Below are 17,642 nucleotides of genomic sequence, written 5' to 3'. Positions count from 1 at the left end.
CTCAAAATCTAACCGCTTGTAAATTTGACTCTCTACAAGCGGTCTTTTTTCATCAATTTTTTGGGGGGAGTGGACAAAATTGAGTCTGATTTCCCAGTGGGTCAGCCATAGTGGACATTTTTGAGTCTGCTATGGCTTTATTTTTAACTCTTCCGACAGATAAAATCCTTTATAAACATCATCTTATGTTCATCTGTTAGTCCCTGATGTGAGGCTAATTTGGCTTTCATTTGCCTAAAAAATGACTCAACGAAGTTGGTCGTATGAGCAATGTTTAATTCGGGATGTGCTTGATAGGTAAATAGATAATTTATGCTATGTTTTAAGCTCCAATACGCGCTCCGTAACCGCTTATGTTTAAATCGTTTTGAGTCTGTTTCAGAACGTTCATTAAAGTAATCTTTATGTTCATTTAACCATTCAGATAACGCGAGAGTGAGAGTTTCTTGCGTTTGAAATTTAAGGGAGTAATAGAGGGATAATAGTGCTTTTCCCGCCTCAGATTTAGGCGATTTTGTTAGATAAAATATGCCTCGTCCGATTTGATGAAAATGGCATATTTGAGTAGAAATATGAGGGTAAGCGTTTAATGGCCCTCTTCGCCCATCGCAGGTAATAGGTTGAGTTTTAACGCCTTTTTCCATGAGTTCTGAGATTGCTTCAAAATAATATCGATTTTTCTCAGCTGGAATAAAGCGAAAATAAATCGGTTTTGATGATGAGGAATCCATTAGGACGAGTACCGAAAATCGTTGTTTAAAGTGAGTGGTATCCATCACGATACTCGCTGTTTGAGGAAGTGCTTTTTGCTCTGCTTTTAGGGCTTTCTCAAGATGCCTTCTAATCGTTCTTTCAGAACATTGATATTCCAAAGAAAGCTGTTGAATAGTCTGTTTTTGTGAGGTGTACTTAAACCAAATTTCTTCGGAATTAAGCCGCTTGGATACGAAAAAGTTACGGCTGCAATCAAGGCATTTATAGCGTTGAATACCATGAATTTTGCCATACTTTTTAAGGTTAAAAGATGAGCAGAAAATGCAATTTTTTAGGCATTTTTATAAAAAGTAGGTTAAAGCCTTATATTACAAGGTTTTAACCTACTTTGCAGACTCAATTTTGTCCACTATGCCACTTTTTGCAAATCACACAAACAAAAAAGAGGCATATCTTTCAATATACCTCTCTCTTCTAGCTATTTGCTATCAAATCAGAACATCCGTTCTATTATTTGATGATTTTCGCAACAACGCCCGCACCTACTGTACGACCACCCTCACGAATCGCAAAACGTAAACCTTCGTCCATCGCGATTGGGTGAATTAAGCTTACCACCATTTTGATGTTATCGCCTGGCATTACCATCTCAACACCTTCTGGTAATTCGATAGTACCTGTTACGTCCGTTGTACGGAAGTAGAACTGTGGACGGTATCCTTTGAAGAATGGCGTGTGACGACCACCTTCTTCTTTTGATAACACGTAAACTTCTGATTCAAAGTCTGTGTGTGGTGTGATTGAACCCGGTTTAGCTAATACTTGACCACGTTCGATTTCTTCACGTTTGGTTCCACGTAATAATGCACCAACATTTTCACCTGCACGACCTTCGTCTAATAATTTACGGAACATCTCAACACCCGTTACCGTCGTTTTCGTTGTATCTTTGATACCTACGATTTCAACTTCATCACCAGTACGAACAATACCACGCTCTACACGACCTGTTACTACTGTACCACGGCCTGAAATTGAGAATACGTCTTCGATTGGTAATAAGAATGGTTTATCAATCGCACGCTCTGGCTCTGGGATGTAGCTGTCTAAGTGACCCGCTAATTCAAGGATTTTTTCTTCCCACTCCGCTACGCCGTTTAACGCTTGTAACGCTGAACCACGTACGATTGGTGTGTCATCACCTGGGAAGTCATATTGTGAAAGAAGTTCACGAACTTCCATTTCAACTAATTCTAATAACTCTTCGTCATCTACCATATCGCATTTGTTTAAGAATACGATGATATATGGAACACCTACTTGGCGACCTAATAAGATGTGCTCACGAGTTTGTGGCATTGGACCGTCTGTCGCTGCTACTACTAAGATTGCGCCGTCCATCTGCGCTGCACCCGTAATCATGTTTTTAACATAGTCCGCGTGTCCTGGGCAGTCAACGTGTGCGTAGTGACGGGTCTCTGTATCGTACTCAACGTGTGAAGTGTTGATGGTGATACCACGCGCTTTCTCTTCCGGTGCGTTATCAATTTGGTCAAATGCACGAGCTGCACCACCAAAGTGTTTTGATAATACCGTTGTGATCGCTGCTGTTAAAGTTGTTTTACCATGGTCAACGTGGCCTATTGTACCCACGTTAACGTGCGGTTTTGTACGTTCAAATTTTTCTTTAGACATTTTCTAAAAGCCTCTTAAACAAAAAACGGTTACAATGGAACAAAAGAACCCATTAACCATAATGTAGAAATTAATACATTTATTGAAACTTGTAGGAAGAGAGAATATTAGGAAATGGTGCTGATAGGCGGATTTGAACCGCCGACCTCACCCTTACCAAGGGTGCGCTCTACCAACTGAGCTATATCAGCGTTTGGAGCGGGCAGCGGGAATCGAACCCGCATCATTAGCTTGGAAGGCTAAGGTAATAGCCATTATACGATGCCCGCTGTTCTAAATTCGTCTGTCCTGCACGATTCAAAAATCAGAAATGGTGGAGGGAGAAGGATTCGAACCTTCGAAGGCTGAGCCAACAGATTTACAGTCTGTCCCCTTTGGCCGCTCGGGAACCCCTCCACGATAATTGAATACTTGTCTACTTAAGCAGTAATGGTGCCGACTACCGGAATCGAACTGGTGACCTACTGATTACAAGTCAGTTGCTCTACCTACTGAGCTAAGTCGGCGTTGCTGTGTCGTAAGCAAGTGATGTGCATTATAGGGAAATTTTAACTGTGTGCAAGTTTTTTTTGAAAAAAATATTAAAATTTTGCTCTTTCGATTTTTTAATATACAAAATGACTATTTTTTGTAAAAAACAACGCCATTTTTCTAATAAATACGGCAAGATCCTGCTTTATATTGTATAGTTATCCTCCAATTTACTTTATAAAGTAGTAATTTATTATCAAAAAATTTGAGAGTTTGGCAAAATGAGCCTCGAAAAAACCCAAAAAATTACGCCTTTTTTAACTTTTGATCGCACCCAATGGGCAGATTTGAGAAAATCTGTACCCTTAAAGCTCACTGAGCAAGACTTAAAACCGCTATTAGGCTTTAATGAAGATCTTTCTTTAGAAGAAGTACGTACAATTTACTTACCGCTTGCTCGCCTAATTCAATACTATATAGAAGAGAATTTAAAACGTCAGACTGTTTTACACCGCTTTCTTGGCATTGAAACACCGAAAGTCCCTTATATTATTAGTATTGCTGGTAGCGTTTCGGTTGGTAAAAGTACCTCTGCCCGTATTTTGCAAGCTCTGCTCTCGCATTATCCTAAAGAGAGAAAAGTCGATTTAATTACTACCGATGGTTTTTTATATCCACTTGCTACCCTTACTGAAAAAAATCTACTCAAGAAAAAAGGCTTTCCGGAATCTTATGATATTCATAGCCTCATTCGCTTTGTATCTGACATTAAATCAGGTGAGCGTAATGTGAAAGCCCCCATCTATTCGCATTTAACTTATGACATTATTCCTGATCAATTTAATGTGGTTGATCAACCTGATATTGTGATTTTAGAGGGGCTAAACGTGCTACAAAGCGGAATGAACTACCCTTCTAGCCCACACAATGTCTTTGTATCTGATTTTGTCGATTTCTCAATTTATGTTGATGCAGAAGAAGCATTGCTGAAAAAATGGTACATCAACCGTTTCTTAAAATTCCGCCGCAGTGCTTTTGCAGATCCAAATTCTTACTTCCATCACTATGCAAGTTTATCGGAACAAGAAGCTATCGACATAGCCTCCACAATTTGGGAGGAAATCAACGGGTTGAATTTGCGAAAAAATATTTTACCCAGCCGTGAGCGCGCTAATCTCATTTTGATAAAAGGGCAAGACCACGCAATTGAAACAGTAAAATTACGTAAATAATCAAGCTTTTTTGACCGCTTGTCACGATCTAAAATCCGTTGGGTAAACTCAATGGATTGTTTATTTAAATCCATGCTTATTCAGCTATTTTTTGGTAAGCTAGTGACCTTGTTAATGATTGATATTAGGCATAAATAATGAACAAAAAATTCCTACTCCCTTTGATTCTTTTTTTAGCATTATCTGTAGCCTTTATGGTACAACTTACACGCAACTCACAAGGTGATGACCCGAAAAGATTGGAATCTGCCCTGATTGACAAAACTATTCCAAATTTCCGTTTGGAATCCTTGCTAGATGAAAAAGCGCAAATTGATCAAAACGTCGTAAAAACTGGCACTCCTCGCCTCTTAAATGTGTGGGCAACTTGGTGCCCGACTTGTTATGCTGAACACGAATATTTAACTTTGCTTGCTAAACAAGGGGTAGAAATTGTTGGCATTGATTACAAAGACGAACGCACAAAAGCGATGAAATTCTTAGCGACTTACAGTAATCCATATAAAGCGATTATTTTTGATCCTAAAGGCTCACTCGGCTTAGATCTAGGCGTTTATGGTGCACCTGAAACCTTTATTATTGATGGCAATGGCATCATCAAATACCGCCACGCAGGCGATGTAAATGACCAAGTATGGAATCAAGTGCTTAAACCGATTTATGACAAATTAAAAGAGTGATAAAAAGATGAAAAAGTTTAGCCTATTCTTTATTTTTGCAAGCTCTGTGGCTCTTTCTGCCCCTGTTGAACTTCACCAATTCGACAACCCGCAACAAGAATCAGATTACCGTGCCTTAATTCAAGAGTTGCGTTGTCCACAGTGCCAAAACAATAATATTGCGGATTCCAACGCCACTATCGCCACCGATATGCGAACCAAAACCCTCGAATTACTCAAAGAGGGCAAAAATAAAGAGGAAGTGGTGGATTATATGATTGAACGCTACGGTAATTTCGTCACCTACGATCCGCCAATAACGCCAGTAACGCTAATGTTGTGGCTTCTGCCGTTGATTTTGATTGCATTTGGGTTTGGTATTGTGTTTGGTCGCAAGAAAGCGAGACCACAAGCGGTCAATTCTTCGCAAAATTTTGCAAAACCGACGCAACACTTAAATCAAGATGAGCAAGAACGTCTTAATCAAATATTAAATAAGGACAGCAAATGAGTTTCTGGATAGCAATCACTTTTATGACCTTAATTGTTGGTATCGTGGCGTTTTATCCTTTACTGAAAAAAAATAAACACATTGATACGACCAAACGCGACAGCTTAAACAAAGCCTTCTATTTTGATCGTCTAAAAGAAGTTGAAAACGAAACAAATGAAGGCGTTATTGACGATCCTGAACAAACAAAATTAGAGCTACAACAAAACTTATTAGATGACATTCCTGAAACAGCACACGCTATGCAAAATGAAAAATTAAAGCTCGGCAAAGCGTGGTTTGTTTCACTCATTCTATTTGTAGGCGGCATCAGTTTTGCGATTTATGGTAATGTCGGCTCTTGGTTTTCCAGTGCAATGTTAGACGCCACGCATCAAAAATTGGACTATTTTTACGAGCGTTTGAAAACTGAAGACAAAAATCCACTTTCAACCGAAGAAATGAACCAATTTGCGATGGCATTACGTGTTGATTTACAAAAAAATCCAAATGACGATCAAAAATGGTATATGCTTGGACAAATCGGCATAGCGTTAGATGACGGTCAATTAGCTCACGATGCCTTTAGCAAGGCAGCACAGCTAAAACCTGAAAATTTGACTTACAAATTAAGCCACGCCCAGCTTCTACTTTTCTCTGAAGCAAAAGAAGATAAAACACAGGGCGAAGCGTTATTAAAAGAGATTATCCGCAAAGATCATACGAACTTTAATGCCCTAAGCTTGCTTGCCTTCCACTCTTTTGAAAAAGAGGATTTTAAAATGGCAGCAATGACGTGGGGAATGATGTTAAAGCTCTTACCAGACGAAGATCCCCGTAAAGTCACGGTTGAACGCAGCTTTAATATGGCGTTGTCAAATTTAAGCGAAACAGAAAAACAAGAATTGCAAAAAGGCGAGAAAAAATGACCGCTTGTAAATTACTCAGCAAAGAAAAACTTAAAATTGGCTTGGTTTCCGTATCTGACCGTGCTTCACAAGGCGTTTACCAAGATCAAGGCATTCCTGAACTGCAAAGGTGGCTAAAATCTGCATTATGCGATGACTTCGAGCTAGAAAATCGCCTAATTGCAGACGAGCAACCCATCATTGAACAAACATTAATTGATTTGGTAGATAACCACGCTTGCCATTTGGTATTAACCACTGGCGGAACAGGCCCGGCAAAACGAGATGTCACCCCTGATGCGACGCTTGCGATTGCACATCGAGAAATGCCCGGCTTTGGCGAGCAGATGCGACAAGTCAGCCTGCACTTTGTGCCAACCGCGATTCTCTCTCGCCAAGTGGGTGTAATTCGCCACGAGAGCTTAATTCTCAACTTGCCAGGGCAGCCAAAAGCCATCAAGGAAACCCTTGAAGGCGTGAAAGATGAAAACGGCAAGGTGTTGGTAAAAGGTATTTTTAGTGCTGTACCTTATTGTTTACAACTTTTAAGTGAAATTTATGTCGAAACGAATTCGCAAGTATGCGAAACTTTTCGCCCCAAATCAGCCCGTAAAGAAAAATAGGAATGAAAATGAAAAAAATTGAAGCGATCATCAAACCATTTAAATTAGATGATGTGCGTGAAGCCTTAACTGATCTAGGCATTAGTGGAATGAGTATGACTGAAATCAAAGGCTTTGGCAGACAAAAAGGGCATACCGAGCTTTATCGCGGAGCGGAATACGCGATTGATTTTCTGCCAAAAGTAAAAGTCGAAATTGTGATTCCTGATGAGTTGGAAGAACCGTGCATTCAAGCAATTATGGAAACGGCTCAAACAGGCAAAATTGGCGATGGCAAAATTTTTGTTTATGACGTTGGGCGTGTTATTCGCATTCGTACGGGCGAAGAAAATGAAGAGGCGATTTGATTTTGCAAGAAAATAGGCAAAAACAACCGCTTGTCAATTACATTACGACGCACTATTTTAAATTAAATTATTCTACGGATATAAAATGAAAACAGGATTAAAATTCCTTTGGATTAGTTTAGTCACCATCATCATCGACCTCTGGTCAAAATATATCGTGGTGCAAAATTTTACATTTGGCGAAAGTATCCAGATTTTGCCGATTTTTAACCTCACTTACGCACGCAACTACGGGGCGGCGTTTAGCTTTCTTGCCGAGCATTCTGGCTGGCAGAAATATTTCTTTTTAGGATTGGCGATTGTGATTTCTATCGCCTTAATTGTGGCATTATGGAAAAATCAAGCGGTCAAAAAATTAGAAAATTCTGCATACGCTTTAATTATTGGCGGAGCCATTGGCAATGCGATTGACCGTGCTTACAACGGCTATGTTGTTGATTTTCTCCATTTTTATTGGGATATTTATCATTATCCTGTATTTAACATTGCAGATATTGCGATATGTGTGGGGGCAGGCTTACTGATTTTAGAAGCCTTTATCGCCAAAAAAGAAATAAAAAAGAGTGATTAAATGAAGATTTTATTAGCAAACCCACGTGGTTTTTGTGCTGGCGTCGATAGAGCGATTTCGATTGTTGAATTAGCCTTAGACATTCACGGTGCACCCATCTACGTTCGCCACGAAGTTGTACACAACAAATTTGTGGTAGATGGTTTAAAAGCCAAAGGGGCTATTTTTGTTGAAGAGCTAGATGAAGTACCTGATGATGCCATTGTGATTTTCTCTGCTCACGGGGTTTCTCAAGCAGTCCGCCAAGAAGCCAAACGCCGTCACTTAAAAGTGTTTGATGCGACTTGTCCGCTAGTAACCAAAGTGCATATGCAAGTTGCTCGTGCTAGCAACAAAGGCACAAAAGCCATTTTAATTGGCCACGAAGGGCACCCAGAAGTCATCGGTACAATGGGGCAATATAATAACAAAGAAGGGGGGATCTATTTGGTTGAATCGGTAGAAGATATTACCAATCTGCCTGTATCCAACAATGATGAACTCACCTTTATGACCCAAACTACACTTTCAATTGACGATACTATTGGCGTAATTGAGGCGTTAAAAGAGAAATACCCAGCAATTCAAGGCCCTCGTAAAAACGATATTTGCTATGCCACAACCAATCGCCAACACGCCGTGCGTAAATTAGCAGAACAATCACAGTTAGTTTTAGTGGTAGGGTCAAAAAATTCTTCCAACTCTAACCGCTTAGCTGAACTTGCTTCTCGAATGGGTGTGATGGCAAAGCTGATTGATGGGCCGCAAGATATTGACCCCTCTTGGCTAAACGGCGTTGAAACCATCGGTATTACTGCGGGAGCCTCAGCCCCTGAAGTGTTAGTCCAATCGGTTATTTCACACTTAAAAACATTAGGGGTAACGGAAGTAGAAACCCTTGCCGGCAATGAAGAAGATGTGGTTTTTGAAGTGCCAAAAGAACTCCGCATCAAAGAGGTAAAATAATGGCAGAAATTAACCGCTTTAAACTCGAATGGGAATGCCGTCGTGGTATGCGTGAGCTAGACAAAATGATTATGCCATTTTACCAAAATCATTTTGATAAACTGACCGAAAACCAACAACACGCCTTTGTTGAAATGCTCGCTTCCCCCGACCCAGAACTCTTCCGCTGGGTAATGCTACAAGCCCCAGCGCCAACCCCTGAGATTGCGGAGTTAATTAAATTGATCCGCTCTACCGTTGAATGCTAGCTCCCACCGCTGGTACTCTACAAGCGGTCATTTTTCACAAAAAATTAGCAAATCGCAGCGATTGACAAAAAACTCTCAAAATATCACCGCTTTTTACATTAAACCTTGATTTATTCCCTATTTTTGTTTAATGTATGCCGATTTTCTTTTCCCTAATTCCAAACAATGAGGCATATTATGGCAGATAGTTTTAGCGTTACACGCCGTTTTTTTGATGATAAAAATTACCCGCGTGGCTTCTCTCGTCACGGCGATTACACTATTCGTGAATCACAAACTTTAGAGCAATTTGGTCAAGCATGCTTGGCTTTAGAAATCGGCGAACGTAAACCTAAAACGACAGAAGAAAAACGCTTCGTTGCAGTAATGAAAGGTGAAGAGAGTGCAGAAAGCGATATCGAAAAAGTATGGCTAAAATACCGTACGCTTACCAGCAAAAGCAAACGCATTTATACGCTTTCAGGCAATGCCGGCAGCGATGCAGGCGATGATTTCAGTGCCGCTGAATAATCTCAAATTTATTTTTAGTAAAACCACGAAGCAATTCGTGGTTTGTTTTTTCATTCTCTGTTTGTGGTAAAAAATGATACTTCCGATTGAACAATATTCCGAACTTCTTGCAAAAAAAACCGAAAATTTGACCGCTTTACTTAAACCTTTTAACGCCCCAGCGTTAGAAGTATTTGCCTCAAAGCCAAGCCATTTCCGTATGCGTGCAGAATTTCGAGTTTGGCACGATGAGGGCTCCCTTTACCACATTATGTTCAACCAAGAAACCAAAGAACGTTATCGTGTAGATAGCTTCCCGATTGCAAGTGAACTCATTAACCGTATGATGCCAGCGTTACTGGCTGAAATCAAAGGCAATGAAATCCTCACTCGGAAACTTTTTCAAGTTGATTATTTAAGCACCTTAAGTGGTGAAATTGCAGTTTCATTACTTTATCATAAAACGCTTGGTGATGAATGGATTGAACAAGCCAAAGCCTTAAAACATCGCTTAGAACAACAACATTTTAAAGTACAAATTATTGGGCGTGCCAATAAACAAAAAATTGCCTTAGACAATGATTATGTGGAAGAAGTACTTCCGATTGATGGTAAAAAATACGTTTATCGCCAAGTGGAAAATAGCTTCACCCAGCCGAATGCGGAAATGAACATTAAAATGCTGGAATGGGCGAGAAATTGTACCCAAAATAGCGAGGGCGATTTGCTCGAACTTTATTGCGGTAACGGTAATTTTTCTATTGCATTGGCAGAGCATTTCCGCAACGTGCTGGCAACGGAAATCTCGAAATCTTCGGTGCAATCAGCGCAATACAATATTGAAAAAAATGGCGTGGAGAATTTACAGATTATCCGAATGTCGGCAGAAGAATTTACCCAAGCGATGAATGGCGTGCGTGAGTTTTACCGTTTAAAAGGCATTGATTTGCAAGCCTACGATTGCAATACCATTTTTGTTGATCCGCCCCGAGCAGGGCTAGATCAAACAACACTTGATATGGTACAAGCGTATGAGAGAATTCTCTACATTTCCTGCAATCCCAACACGCTTGTAGAAAATTTACAACAGTTAAGTCAAACACACCGCATTGAAAAGGCAGCACTTTTCGACCAATTCCCTTATACACAGCATATTGAAAGCGGTGTTTGGTTGATAAAAAAATAACTTATGCTGAAAAAAAGAACGAATAAGCAGATTTTAATATTTATTGCTTGACGGTGATGGGAATAATCTCTATTATTGCAACGTTTTCAACGGAGGAATGGCAGAGCGGTTGAATGCACCGGTCTTGAAAACCGGCGAGGGTTAACGCCCTCCGTGAGTTCGAATCTCACTTCCTCCGCCATCAAATTTAGATCTGCTGATATTTATCAGCAGATTTTCTCTTTTAAGAGAACAACAATCTAAAAATTAGCTTTCAACTCGGAGGAATGGCAGAGTGGTTGAATGCACCGGTCTTGAAAACCGGCGAGGGTTAACGCCCTCCGTGAGTTCGAATCTCACTTCCTCCGCCATATTTAACCTGTTGATCATTCAACAGGTTTTTTATATCTATTTGCAAAAAACCTGAAAAAAGAAACCGCTTGCTATCACAGAAATAGTTTGAAATCCTTTTTTGCTTCCTTTAGTATAATTGCGATTTATTCTCAAATAACCCAATTATACTCAATTACGATGAAATTACTTTATATTATCTGCGGTTTTATTTGTATCGGACTTGGCGTTATCGGTGCGGTTTTGCCAGGGCTGCCAACTACGCCTTTTTTGCTCTTAGCCTTATTCTGCTTTACCAAAGGTTCAGAAAAAATCCATTTGTGGTTTATTCAAACTAAGTTATATAAAAAATATTTGCAGGAATATGATGAAAAACGCGCAATGACGATGAGGCAAAAAATCACCATTTTAGCCATTTCCTTTCCATTTACGCTATTTGCCTTTTTAACCTTACCGCATATTGGTGGAAAAATTGCATTGGCTATTCTAGTGATTATTCAATATTGGTATTTCTTCTTTAAAATCAAAACGCTTGAGGCAAAAACGGTTTAATTTTACTCTTCACGCTTTCGTCTTGCTCTGGGGTGGGCAGAATCATAAATTTTTGCTAAATGTTCAAAATCCAAATGCGTATAAATTTGAGTAGTCGAAAGGCTACTGTGACCTAATAATTCCTGTACAGCGCGTAAATCGCCACTTGCCTCTAACATATGGGTAGCAAAAGAGTGGCGTAATTTATGCGGATGCAAATGGCTTTCCAGCCCTTGCCGTTCGCCCCATTTTTTCATTATAAGTTGAATGGAACGATGCGACAGCCGCCCGCCACGTTTATTCAAAAACACGGCATTCTCTTTCGGGCTGAATTGCAAACGCACGTCCAGCCAGCGTTTTAATGCTTTCAACGCCTGAGAACCAATCGGTAGAACTCGCTCTTTGCTCCCCTTACCTTGCACCCTCACTTCTTGAGCAGCAAAATCTATATCGCCCAGATCCAGCCCTTGCAACTCAGACAAACGCAAACCAGAGCTGTACATTAGCTCCATCATTGCAATATCTCGCAAATCGCTCGGCTCATCACTCTCAATCGCCAGCAGTTGCCCCACTTGCTCTGCATCAATATTTTTAGGTAAATGTTTACCCACTTTTGGCGATTTCACTCCTAAAGCAGGATTGACTCTCACTCTTCCAACTTTCACCAAATAGACAAACCACTGACGCAATGCCACCAACCGTAAGCCAATACTTTTCGCACTTAGCCCTTGCTTATGGCTCTGGCTTAACATCCAACGCACCGTACTACTTTCCACCTCTTCCCAACGCTCGATACCCGCTTGCGAAAAAAGCTCACTCACCGCCATTAGCTGGCGTTGATAATTGCTCAAGGTATGTGGGCTCACTTGCTTTTCAATTCGCAGAAAATCCCAATAGGGCTGAGTTTGTTGGAAAAGAGGATTCTTTGTTTGCATAGAAAGGTTTACAAGCGGTCAGATTTTCAGAAAATATTGCAAATGGGCAGCCAAGCTACCCACTAAATATCTTTATAATGAAATAGTGATTAGGCTAAACCCAACTGCCCAATACGGACACCTACATTACCGAGTGCGACAGGGCTCAAATATTCACCCAGAAACTCAAATAATTCATTTACATCAGTAAAACGGCGATGGATTTTCACTTCTTTTTCAACTTTACGAGTGAATTCGTAATGCATATTTTCTCCGTTAATAACAGCTTCAAGCGTTAAAAAAACCGTTTCAAAATAATGACTTGGCGAACCTTCAAAGCCCGGATCGCTCACACGCACATTCCAATGATTGCTAAATAAAACTTCGGTTTTTACTGACATTCTGTTTTCCTCATTTTTATAAAGTCTTGCTACATTTTAATCAAGCCAAGCTCAATTTACTAGCCCGATTAAGGAACATATTTATTCGACACCTCAAATAGCCATTCGGCTAAATCATCAGGAATCGGTTTCACATCATTGGTGGAAAGTTGAGGAATGAGGGAAATAGCATCACTTTCACACTCTTGATATTCCAACACTCGCCCTGTCTTGGCATTTCTGACCACCAGCTCAACATGGGTAACGCCTGTGGTCGCTTCGGTTTCCTCAAACAGATACCATTTGCCCTTATGCGGAACCATAAGCTGTGTGCCATTGGCGTATTGGTGCAAATACGCTTTATCAACATCTTGCTGATATTCCACCTCGCCCTGCCGCCTAAAATTCAGTGTGGGACCTTTCGAGGCAATTAAACTCAAATGCTGCTGTTTATTCGTAGTGCACTCAAATAAGGTAATAAGCGCCTCATTTGCCGAAGCGAATGAACTAAACCCAAGTAAAGCGAACGAAATTAAATAATATTTCATCGTAAATTTCCTTATAAAAAAGACCGCTTGTAAGCCCTATTTTTATTGATACAACTTCATAAAATCATCCAACACCGTTTTGGCATCAGCTTTATCTTTCTGAAAAAGTTGTTCCGCTTCTTCTTTGGTTTTACCCAGTTTTTTCAGCCAATAGTCTGCTTTTTCAAAATCTTGCTGTTCAGTATAAATTTTCCACAGCAAAATCTGCTCCCATTCATTATATTTAGCTGATTTTTTCAATAAAGAGATGACTTTAGGGTTAGATTTGGCTAATTCCAGTTCTTGGGTAATCACGTAATAGAAATGAATTTCCGAACCAGCGTGCCCACGTTCGGCAAGAGGAAGCCAAATATCGGCGGCTTGTTTTAAATCATTTTTCCGCAAGGCTTTTGCAGCACGGGCAAAGCCGTCTTCAATCGGGTCGAACGCGATGGCCTGTGCAGAGAAAAAGAACGAGAACGAGATCAAGAGCAGTAATTTTTTCATCTTTTTTCCTTTTGTAGATTTTGATACAACATAGACCGCTTACAAGCGGTCTTTCTTCATTAAAATTTTGCAACTACTGCAACAGCGAAATATCCGCCACTTGCAGGAATAATCCTTGCAACGTGCTTAAAATGGCGAGACGGTTTTGGCGGAGTTTTTGGTCTTCGGCATTCACCATCACGCTATCAAAAAAGCTATCTACAGGCTGGCGAAGATTTGCTAGCTTGTCTAATACTGCCGTGTAGTCACCTTGAGCAATTAACGGCTGAACTTCTGATTTTAATCCGATAACTGCTTCGGCTAACGCTTTTTCTGCTGGCTCAACGCAAGCGGTTAAGTCAATTTCGCCAATCGTAACGTCCGCTTTGGCTAAAATGTTGCTCACACGCTTATTCGCAGCCGCTAAAGCTTCGGCACTGTCAAGTGTGCGGAAGTGAGATACAGCACGCACACGGGCATCAAAGTCCGCAGGGCGAGTTGGGTGGCGAGCAAGTACGGCTTGGATCACATCGACCGCAATGCCTTCGCTCTCATACCACGCACGGAAACGACCGAGCATAAAATCAACCACATCTTCCACCACGTTTGTGTTGGTCAATTTATCACCAAACAATTTCGCTGATTTCGCCACGATGTCGGTTAAATCAAGCGGTAAATTTTTCTCCACAATAATCCGCAGCGAGCCAAGTGCCGCACGGCGGAGGGCGAATGGGTCGGCACTGCCTTTCGGTGCTTGCCCGATACCGAAAATCCCGGTCAGTGTGTCGAATTTATCCGCCAACGCCACCGAGCAAGCCACCAAGCTGTTCGGCAATTCATCGCCAGCAAAACGTGGCATATATTGCTCGTTGAGTGCAACGGCAACTTCTTCATCTTCGCCGTCATGTCGGGCGTAGTGCATTCCCATCACACCTTGGGTGTCGGTAAATTCAAACACCATATTCGTCATTAAGTCGCATTTAGAAAGCAATCCAGCACGTTTCGCTTTGGTTTGGTCTGCACCGATTTGTGCTGCAATTTCACCCGCAAGCGATTCAATACGAGCGGTTTTATCACGCAATGTGCCGAGCTGTTGTTGGAACAACACGGTTTCAAGGCGTGGCAGTTGATCTTCTAATTTCTGTTTCAAGTCGGTTTTGAAGAAGAACTCCGCATCGGTCAAACGTGGGCGAACCACTTTTTCATTACCCTCGATGATTTTGCTCGGGTCTTCTGGGTTGATATTCGACACAAAAATAAAGTGCGGTAACAATTTGCCCTCTTTGTCGCCCTCTCCCTTTGCATAGAGGGGGAAGTATTTTTGGTCGCCCTTCATCGTATAAACAAGGGCTTCTGCTGGCACGGCAAGGAAACGCTCTTCAAATTTGGCGGTGAGGACATTTGGATATTCCACAAGTGAAGTTACTTCGTCCAACAAGTCCTCTTCAATATCCGCCACGCCGCCCAAAGCGGTTGCTTTTTCTTGGGATTTTGCAAGAATTAACGCTTTACGTTCGTTGAAATCGGCAACCACCGATCCACGATCTTTTAATAACTGCGGATATTGATCCGCGTTGTCGATTTGGAACTCAGGTTCTCCAAGGAAACGGTGACCACGAATGGTACGACCGCTCACCACGCCTAAAATATTGCCCTCAATCAGCTCCGCCCCGAATAAAAGGGTGACGGTATGCACTGGACGTACGAACTGCTCGCTCTTATCGCCCCAACGCATTGTTTTCGGAATCGGCAGATTTGCCAGCGATTTAGCAATAATATCCACCAGCAAGTTTTTGGTCGGTTGCCCTTCAATCACCGCACGATGTACCAGCCATTCGCCTTTGTCGGTGGCGATACGCTCAGCTTGCTCAACCGTGATACCACAGCCTTTCGCCCAGCCCTCTGCCGCCTTAGTCGGCTTGCCTTCGGCATCAAACGCCGCCGACACCGCCGGCCCACGCTTCTCCACCTCTTTGCTCGGTTGAGCCTCTGCTAAACCCAGCACTTTCACCGCAAGACGGCGAGGGGCTGCGAACCATTCCACTTTATCAAAAGCCAAACCCGCTTGGTTCAACTCTTGCTCTACATTCTCCGCAAATGCGGTCGCTAATTTTTTGAGTGCCTTCGGTGGCAGCTCTTCTGTGCCGATCTCGGCGAGGAAGTTTTGTGTTGTCATTGTTAATTTCTCATTTAAATAATCTATGTCTTAAAAATCTCTCACTTCTGCCAAATCTCCCCTAGCCCCTCTTTGCTAAAGAGGGGGATTTGATCTCCACAAAGTTATAGTTCATCTTTCTTCATCAAGATCGTAAATAGCCCAATGAATGATAAATTTTCTTCGACGGATCACCCCTCTTTAGCAAAGAGGGGAGGGGGAGATTTGGCAGACTAAATTCACGGAGAAAATACGCTATTCGCCCACCGATTGAAGATACAACCAAATCTCTTCAATCACACTGTCAATCTCCGTCATCACTCGGTAATTATCAAATCGCAAAACCGTCAATCCTAACGATGCCAATTCTGCATCTCGAATTTTATCATTCGCCTGATGTTCAGGTTCATAATGTTGGCTGCCATCTAGCTCAATCACTAGCTTTGCTTTTGGGCAGTAAAAATCTACAATATAAGTCAGCAACGGTTTTTGCCGATAAAATCGAAACCCAAGTTGATCGCATCTAATACGATACCAAAGCCGTTTTTCAGCCTCAGTCTGAGTAGTTTGTAATTTCTGCGAATTAGGTTTAAGCGATCTTACATAGGGTTTCATTTTGCAAAATTTCCGCTAAATTTCACCGCTTGTTATTTTACCAGAAACCGCTCTTTCGCTCTTTCCACCGCCAAATGTAGCCGCTGTTCCAACACGGCTTTACTCGGCAACACCGTCATATATTCCGCAATATGAATATCGGAATTTTTCAAATCCAATAATTCCACTTGCTCCTGCTTTTTGCTGGTGCAGAGAATAATCCCAAGCGGTGGGTTTTCGTCCGCTTCTTGCTCGTGTTTTGCCAGCCACGCTAAATAAAGCTCCATTTGGCTTTTGTGCGAATGTTTGAACGCTTCGGTTTTTAGTTCAATTGCAATCAGGCGTTTGAGTTTGCGGTTGTAAAACAGCAGGTCGATATAGAAATCGTCATTATCAATCTGAATCCGTTTTTGGCGAGCGACAAACGTAAAGCCAGCCCCCAATTCCAGTAAAAACTGTTCAATTTCACGCAAGATCGCATCTTCCAGATCTTTTTCCATATAGCGGTCGTTAAGATCGAGAAAATCCAAAATATAGGGATCTTTCAACACCATCGACTGATTATATTCGCCTTTCTCACGCAATAAACTTAGCTCGGCGATAATGGTTTCATCAGGCTTTTTGGAAATTGCCGTGCGTTCAAAAAGCAGTGAGCCGATACGATCATCAAGGGTTCGAACCGACCATCTTTCTTGGGCTGCCATTGTCGTATAGAACTCTCGTTTGATTGGTTCATCAATTGCGATCAACTTGGTAAAATGCGTCCAACTCAATTGTGCAATCAGTGATTGCACAATTTGAATATCAGGAAAAGTGGTAGCAAATTGCATCATATAATTCAGATTACGTTTGCTCCAACCTTTTCCAAATTCAGTGGTTAATCCATTTGCTAAGCTTTTGATAATTTCCTGCCCATAAGTTGCTCGTTCGCCTTGCAAAATATAGTCGTTAATTCGCTTACCAATATGCCAGTAAAGCAGGGTTAATTCCGCATTAACCGCCACACTCATTCGCTGTTTAGTCGAATGAATCAGTTGTGAAATCTCGCCGATAAATTCAGCGGAATTATCCGTAGAGATTACTGCTGTTTTATTTGTCATCATTACCTTTTTTGCAAAATTCTCGCTAAATCCAACCGCTTGTTCCT

General features: G+C 41.4%; 21 protein-coding genes and 6 tRNA genes. 14 read left to right on the top strand and 13 right to left on the bottom strand.

From position 1 onward, the window contains the following. Positions 1 to 143: 143 nt before the first annotated feature. From GM698_RS06030 to GM698_RS06005, 6 genes are all read right to left on the bottom strand, one after another. Positions 144 to 776, bottom strand: coding sequence for a hypothetical protein (locus GM698_RS06030; RefSeq protein WP_209289789.1), 633 nt, complete (start codon positions 774 to 776; stop codon positions 144 to 146). A 448-nt stretch (positions 777 to 1,224) separates the two neighbouring features. After that, positions 1,225 to 2,409: an elongation factor Tu gene (gene tuf / locus GM698_RS06025; protein ID WP_176807589.1), complete on the bottom strand. Its 1,185-nt coding sequence runs from the start codon at positions 2,407 to 2,409 to the stop codon at positions 1,225 to 1,227. Positions 2,410 to 2,524: 115 nt separating this feature from the next. Beyond that, positions 2,525 to 2,600: transfer RNA gene (locus GM698_RS06020), tRNA-Thr, on the bottom strand. Positions 2,601 to 2,603: 3 nt separating this feature from the next. Continuing rightward, positions 2,604 to 2,678, bottom strand: a tRNA-Gly gene (locus GM698_RS06015). Positions 2,679 to 2,720: 42 nt separating this feature from the next. Further along, positions 2,721 to 2,805: transfer RNA gene (locus GM698_RS06010), tRNA-Tyr, on the bottom strand. Between the two features lie 34 nt (positions 2,806 to 2,839). Next, positions 2,840 to 2,915: transfer RNA gene (locus tag GM698_RS06005), tRNA-Thr, on the bottom strand. Between the two features lie 246 nt (positions 2,916 to 3,161). Here GM698_RS06005 and coaA point away from each other — a divergent pair. The 14 genes from coaA (at position 3,162) to GM698_RS05935 (ending at position 11,460) form a co-directional block, all read left to right on the top strand. Beyond that, entirely contained in the window at positions 3,162 to 4,112 is a 951-nt protein-coding gene (gene coaA, locus GM698_RS06000; protein ID WP_209289088.1) for a type I pantothenate kinase, read from the top strand. Between the two features lie 137 nt (positions 4,113 to 4,249). Beyond that, positions 4,250 to 4,792, top strand: coding sequence for a DsbE family thiol:disulfide interchange protein (locus GM698_RS05995; protein WP_209289087.1), 543 nt, complete (start codon positions 4,250 to 4,252; stop codon positions 4,790 to 4,792). A 7-nt stretch (positions 4,793 to 4,799) separates the two neighbouring features. After that, complete coding sequence (locus GM698_RS05990) at positions 4,800 to 5,282, top strand: cytochrome c-type biogenesis protein (protein WP_176807707.1); 483 nt, start codon at positions 4,800 to 4,802, stop codon at positions 5,280 to 5,282. Beyond that, a complete protein-coding gene (gene ccmI / locus GM698_RS05985; RefSeq protein WP_209289086.1) occupies positions 5,279 to 6,190 on the top strand; it encodes a c-type cytochrome biogenesis protein CcmI in 912 nt (303 codons plus the stop codon). The genes GM698_RS05990 and ccmI overlap by 4 nt, the downstream gene beginning before the upstream one ends. After that, positions 6,187 to 6,792: a molybdopterin adenylyltransferase gene (gene mog, locus GM698_RS05980; protein ID WP_159628688.1), complete on the top strand. Its 606-nt coding sequence runs from the start codon at positions 6,187 to 6,189 to the stop codon at positions 6,790 to 6,792. Before ccmI ends, mog begins: the two co-directional genes overlap by 4 nt. Positions 6,793 to 6,800: 8 nt before the next feature. Beyond that, positions 6,801 to 7,139 (top strand): nitrogen regulatory protein P-II, encoded by a 339-nt coding sequence (glnB, locus tag GM698_RS05975; protein ID WP_176807709.1) that lies wholly within the window; start codon positions 6,801 to 6,803, stop codon positions 7,137 to 7,139. A gap of 85 nt (positions 7,140 to 7,224) precedes the next feature. Continuing rightward, the gene (gene lspA / locus GM698_RS05970; RefSeq protein WP_159628690.1) at positions 7,225 to 7,710 is read left to right on the top strand and encodes a signal peptidase II; all 486 of its coding nucleotides are present in this window, start codon (positions 7,225 to 7,227) and stop codon (positions 7,708 to 7,710) included. Further along, a complete protein-coding gene (ispH, locus tag GM698_RS05965) occupies positions 7,711 to 8,655 on the top strand; it encodes a 4-hydroxy-3-methylbut-2-enyl diphosphate reductase (protein WP_209289085.1) in 945 nt (314 codons plus the stop codon). Further along, positions 8,655 to 8,903, top strand: coding sequence for a succinate dehydrogenase assembly factor 2 (locus tag GM698_RS05960; RefSeq protein ID WP_159628692.1), 249 nt, complete (start codon positions 8,655 to 8,657; stop codon positions 8,901 to 8,903). The genes ispH and GM698_RS05960 overlap by 1 nt, the downstream gene beginning before the upstream one ends. Positions 8,904 to 9,080: 177 nt before the next feature. Next, complete coding sequence (locus tag GM698_RS05955) at positions 9,081 to 9,413, top strand: DUF413 domain-containing protein (RefSeq protein WP_159628693.1); 333 nt, start codon at positions 9,081 to 9,083, stop codon at positions 9,411 to 9,413. Positions 9,414 to 9,486: 73 nt separating this feature from the next. Then, a complete protein-coding gene (gene trmA / locus GM698_RS05950; protein WP_209289084.1) occupies positions 9,487 to 10,578 on the top strand; it encodes a tRNA (uridine(54)-C5)-methyltransferase TrmA in 1,092 nt (363 codons plus the stop codon). A 91-nt stretch (positions 10,579 to 10,669) separates the two neighbouring features. Then, a tRNA-Ser gene (locus tag GM698_RS05945) sits at positions 10,670 to 10,759 on the top strand. A gap of 79 nt (positions 10,760 to 10,838) precedes the next feature. Beyond that, positions 10,839 to 10,928: transfer RNA gene (locus tag GM698_RS05940), tRNA-Ser, on the top strand. 160 nt (positions 10,929 to 11,088) lie between these two features. After that, the gene (locus GM698_RS05935; protein WP_176807713.1) at positions 11,089 to 11,460 is read left to right on the top strand and encodes a YbaN family protein; all 372 of its coding nucleotides are present in this window, start codon (positions 11,089 to 11,091) and stop codon (positions 11,458 to 11,460) included. A 2-nt stretch (positions 11,461 to 11,462) separates the two neighbouring features. Here the strand turns inward: GM698_RS05935 and xerC are convergent, their stop codons facing one another. The 7 genes from xerC to GM698_RS05900 all read right to left on the bottom strand — a co-directional run bounded on the left by xerC (position 11,463) and on the right by GM698_RS05900 (position 17,598). After that, the gene (gene xerC / locus GM698_RS05930) at positions 11,463 to 12,374 is read right to left on the bottom strand and encodes a tyrosine recombinase XerC (RefSeq protein WP_176807714.1); all 912 of its coding nucleotides are present in this window, start codon (positions 12,372 to 12,374) and stop codon (positions 11,463 to 11,465) included. Between the two features lie 89 nt (positions 12,375 to 12,463). Beyond that, a complete protein-coding gene (locus GM698_RS05925; protein WP_176807715.1) occupies positions 12,464 to 12,754 on the bottom strand; it encodes a DUF5377 family protein in 291 nt (96 codons plus the stop codon). A 68-nt stretch (positions 12,755 to 12,822) separates the two neighbouring features. Beyond that, positions 12,823 to 13,281, bottom strand: coding sequence for a hypothetical protein (locus tag GM698_RS05920; RefSeq protein WP_209289083.1), 459 nt, complete (start codon positions 13,279 to 13,281; stop codon positions 12,823 to 12,825). Between the two features lie 42 nt (positions 13,282 to 13,323). Further along, the gene (locus tag GM698_RS05915; RefSeq protein ID WP_176809506.1) at positions 13,324 to 13,767 is read right to left on the bottom strand and encodes a hypothetical protein; all 444 of its coding nucleotides are present in this window, start codon (positions 13,765 to 13,767) and stop codon (positions 13,324 to 13,326) included. Between the two features lie 73 nt (positions 13,768 to 13,840). Then, complete coding sequence (gene glyS / locus GM698_RS05910; RefSeq protein WP_209289082.1) at positions 13,841 to 15,922, bottom strand: glycine--tRNA ligase subunit beta; 2,082 nt, start codon at positions 15,920 to 15,922, stop codon at positions 13,841 to 13,843. A 234-nt stretch (positions 15,923 to 16,156) separates the two neighbouring features. Continuing rightward, a complete protein-coding gene (locus tag GM698_RS05905) occupies positions 16,157 to 16,516 on the bottom strand; it encodes an endonuclease domain-containing protein (protein WP_209289081.1) in 360 nt (119 codons plus the stop codon). Positions 16,517 to 16,548: 32 nt separating this feature from the next. Then, on the bottom strand, positions 16,549 to 17,598 hold the full coding sequence (locus GM698_RS05900) for a YhcG family protein (protein ID WP_209289080.1): 1,050 nt from the start codon (positions 17,596 to 17,598) through the stop codon (positions 16,549 to 16,551). Between the last annotated feature and the right edge of the window lie 44 nt (positions 17,599 to 17,642).

Origin of the sequence: Mannheimia sp. ZY171111, assembly GCF_017750945.1 — a bacterium.
Classification (GTDB): Bacteria; Pseudomonadota; Gammaproteobacteria; order Enterobacterales; family Pasteurellaceae; genus Mannheimia; species Mannheimia pernigra.
The sequence above is the reverse complement of the archived record's forward strand: the minus strand, read 5'-3'. Positions and strand labels throughout refer to the sequence as shown.